The sequence below is a fragment of the Ilumatobacter sp. genome (assembly GCF_049588435.1).
GTDB lineage: Bacteria > Actinomycetota > Acidimicrobiia > Acidimicrobiales > Ilumatobacteraceae > Ilumatobacter_A.
On sequence record NZ_JBAVYV010000321.1, the window covers coordinates 1 to 3,806 of the forward strand.

The 3,806-nt window shown below is 65.2% G+C and carries 4 protein-coding genes; all 4 read left to right on the plus strand.

The window, feature by feature from the left end:
* The coding region (locus tag WBV89_RS12350) for a sulfatase-like hydrolase/transferase (protein WP_423981652.1) at positions 1-805 on the plus strand (805 nt) is incomplete at its 5' end.
* Entirely contained in the window at positions 802-1,992 is a 1,191-nt protein-coding gene (locus tag WBV89_RS12355) for an aromatic ring-hydroxylating oxygenase subunit alpha (protein WP_423981653.1), read from the plus strand. The genes WBV89_RS12350 and WBV89_RS12355, both read left to right, overlap by 4 nt.
* A complete protein-coding gene (locus WBV89_RS12360; protein WP_423981654.1) occupies positions 1,989-2,756 on the plus strand; it encodes an SDR family NAD(P)-dependent oxidoreductase in 768 nt (255 codons plus the stop codon). Before WBV89_RS12355 ends, WBV89_RS12360 begins: the two co-directional genes overlap by 4 nt.
* 5 nt (positions 2,757-2,761) lie before the next feature.
* On the plus strand, positions 2,762-3,703 hold the full coding sequence (locus tag WBV89_RS12365) for a 3-keto-5-aminohexanoate cleavage protein (RefSeq protein ID WP_423981655.1): 942 nt from the start codon (positions 2,762-2,764) through the stop codon (positions 3,701-3,703).
* The last annotated feature ends 103 nt before the right edge of the window (positions 3,704-3,806 follow it).

A 3,806-nucleotide genomic window follows, 5' to 3' on the forward strand; every position in this document is an offset into this window, starting at 1 on the left:
CACCGTCGGGTACACCGACGACCAGGTACGCGCCGCTCGGCACGGCTACTACGCCAACGTCAGCTACTTCGACGACTGGCTCGGCAAGCTCGTGGCGACACTCGACGAAACCGGCCAGACGGACAACACGGTCGTGATCGTCACCAGCGACCACGGTGACATGCTCGGCGATCGAGGCGCATGGTTCAAGATGTCGTTCCACGAGCGCTCGGCCCGCGTGCCACTGGTGATCGCCGGGCCCAGAATCGCGACCACCACCATCGCGAACGCCTGCTCGCACCTCGACCTGCTGCCGACGTTGCTCGACATCGCCGGAGCGGATCCGAGTGACGATGACTTCGTCGGGCGCAGCCTCCTTCCCGCGGCCGGTGGCGTCGGCGATCTGACCGACGAGACGTTCGGCGAATACGCAGCCGAGATGACGTCGGCCCCGATCTTCATGATTCGTCGCGGCGCGCACAAGTACATCCACTGCGACACCGATCCGCCCCAGTTGTACGACCTCGACGCCGATCCGCTGGAGCGCGTGAACCTCGCCGCCGATTCCGCACACGCCGACCTCGCCGCAGCGTTCGCGGCCGAAGTCTGCGCCCGTTGGGATTCCGATGCGATCCGCGAGCGCGTGGTCGCGTCGCAGCGCAGCCGCCACCTCCTCAATGCCGCGATGGCGTCGGGCCCACTCGTGTCGTGGGACCACTTGCCCACCAACGACGTCGCGAACCACTACGTCCGCAACCACCAGGACTGGGCGGACGCCGGCGCACGCACGCGTTTCCCACGTCACCAACCGAAGGCCGAGGCATGACCATCCAGACGTGCTCGCACATCTTCGACGGCTACCACGCCGACCCGGCCGCATCGATGTCGCTGCACGCCGATGCCTACACCCGACTCGAGTGGTTCAAACGCGAGCAACGATCGGTGTTCGGCGCGGCGTGGCAATGGATCGGGCACGTCGAGAAGCTGCGCGAGCCGGGCAGCTACGTGACAGCTGAGATCGCCGGCATGCCGATTGCCGCAGTACGCGACAAGGACGGCCAACTCCGAGCCTTCTACAACGTCTGCCAACACCGAGCCCACCAACTGCTCAGCGGCGAAGGCCGAGTCGGAGCGATCGTCTGCCCCTACCACGCGTGGACCTACGCACTGGATGGCCAACTCACTGTCGCCCGCAAGACGGGCGACCTCGTCGACTTCCACACCGCCGACATCTGCCTCGACCGGATCTCCATCGAGGAGTTCGGCGGGTTCGTGTTCGTCAATCTCGACAGCAATGCGGTGTCACTCGCCGAGCAGGCTGGCGGGCTGGGCGCCGAGATCGCACGCTGGGCACCCGATGTCGAACAGCTCACTTTCGCCCACCGACTGACCTACGAGATCGACTCGAACTGGAAGAACGTCGTCGACAACTTCCTCGAGTGCTATCACTGCCACATCGCGCACAAGGACTTCGTGTCGCTCGTGGACATGGACACCTACAAGGTCACCACGCACGGCATCTACTCCAGCCACATGGCCGAGGCGGGCAAGACGTCGAACAGCGCCTACGACGTCTCCGAGGCGACCGTCACCGACCACGCCGTCTGGTGGCTGTGGCCCACCACGTGCCTGATGCGGTATCCGGGTCGAGGCAACATGATCGTGCTGAACATCATCCCGGTCGGCCCGGGACGCACCCGCGAGACGTACGACTTCTTCCTCGAAGACACCGACCCGAACGCTGCAGAACTCGAGTCGATCCGGTACCTCGACGAGGTGCTCCAGGTCGAGGACATCGCATTGGTCGAGAGCGTGCAGCGGGGGATGCAGACACCGGCGTTCACGCAGGGACGCCTTGTTGTGGATGCCGCGGGATCCGGACTGTCCGAACACGCCCTGCATCACTTCCACGGCCTCGTCCTCGACGCCTACCGGGCCGCCCTGGCAGCGTCCCCCGACCAACCGGCGTCGCCGGTGGCGGTGCAGCAGCAACCGAGAGGAGCGTCACGATGACCGACATGCTGGCCGGACGCGTCGCCCTCGTCACCGGAGGATGCGGCGGCGCCGGCCGCGCCGTGTGCGAACGCTTCGAGGCCGAACGTGCCACCGTCTACGCAGCGGATCTTTCGGCAACCGGCAGCTTCGACGGCGCAAGCCGTGCCGGAGAGTTCGTCGAGATGGACGTCACGTCCGAGGGGGCGATTCAGCAGACGATGGCGATGATCGGTGACCGCCATGGCGTGCTCGATGTGCTCGTCAACGCAGCCGGGATCGAGATGGAACTCACCATCGAGGAGACCTCGCTGGAGGCGTGGAACCGGATCATGGCGATCAACGTCACCGGCACGTTCCTCACCTCGAAGTACGCCCTCCCACTGCTGCGCGCGTCGGACCACGCGTCGATCATCAACTTCGGTTCCTATGACGGCTACATCGCCGACCCGAACCTCGCCGCCTATTGCGCGACCAAGGGCGCCGTGCATGCGTTGACCAAGGCGATGGCGTGTGATCACGGCAAGGAAGGGATCCGTGTCAACGCGATCTGCCCTGGCTACATCGACACCCCGATGCTGCAGCAGTTCGTCCCCGACGGGGTGGACGCCGCGGCTGCTCGCGCCGAACAGATCGCCATTCATCCGCTCCGCACGATCGGCACGCCGACCGACATGGCCAACCTCGTCAACTGGTTGGCCTCCGACGAGGCCCGCTACGCGACCGGCCAACTCTGGGTGCTCGACGGTGGCATCTCCGCGCAAGTCCAACAGATGAGGTTCTGACCGCAATGGGCAAGACAGGCAGCAATCCAGTCATCATCACGTGCGCGCCGACGGGGGGCATCCACACCCCGACGATGTCGCCGCACCTGCCGATCACGCCGGATCAGATCGCCACGGCATCGATCGAGGCGGCGGAGGCCGGCGCATCGATCATCCATTTGCATGCCCGCGACCCCGAAACGGGCAAGCCCGACCCTCGTCCCGAGCTCTTCCAGGAGTTTCTCCCGAAGATCAAGGGTGCCTGCGACGCGGTGATCAACGTGTCGACCGGCGGTGGGCTCGGCATGAGTCGTGAGGAGCGACTGCTCGCTGCGACCTCGACCTCACCGGAGATGGCATCGCTGAACGTGGGCTCACTGAACTTCGGGCTGTTCCCGATGCTCGACAAGTACAGCGATTGGCAGCACGAATGGGAGCCCGAGTTCCTGGAGATGACGAAGGACTTCATCTTCCGCAACACGTTCGGCGACCTCGAGTACATCGTCAAGGAACTCGGCCAGGGCCACGGCACGAAGTTCGAGTTCGAGTGTTACGACCTCGGGCATCTCTACAACCTGGAGTGGTTGATCAACCAGGGCTGGATCGAGGGGCCGTTCTTCATCCAGATGGTGTTCGGCGTGCTCGGCGGCGTCGGTGCCGACCTCGACAACCTGATGCACATGCACACCATCGCGGACAAGCTGTTCGGTGATTCGTACGAGTGGTCGGTCCTTGCGGCTGGCCGCCACCAGATGTCTTTTGCGACGCAGGCGGCGATGCTCGGCGGCAACCTGCGAGTCGGCATGGAAGACAGTCTCTACATCGGGCCCGGTGAGCTGACACCGTCGAACGCGGCGCAGGTCACGAAGATCCGCACCATCGTCGAGGCGCTCGGTCTGACTGTCGCCACACCGAAGCAGGCTCGCCAACGGCTCGGGCTGAAGGGCGTCGAGCATGTCAACTTCTGAGGTCGCCGCCGGTGGGGTCCCGACCGTCGAAGCGACCCGACTGTTGATCGACGGTGAGCTGGTCGCGGGCGACGGCCGGCCGATCGACGTGATCGATCCGGCC

Excerpts from the sequence above, each read along its gene's own strand:
- WBV89_RS12360 (WP_423981654.1), top strand. The coding sequence starts at position 1,989 with ATGACCGACATGCTGGCCGGACGCGTCGCCCTCGTCACCGGAGGATGC.
- WBV89_RS12365 (WP_423981655.1), top strand. The coding sequence starts at position 2,762 with ATGGGCAAGACAGGCAGCAATCCAGTCATCATCACGTGCGCGCCGACG.
- WBV89_RS12355 (WP_423981653.1), top strand. The coding sequence starts at position 802 with ATGACCATCCAGACGTGCTCGCACATCTTCGACGGCTACCACGCCGAC.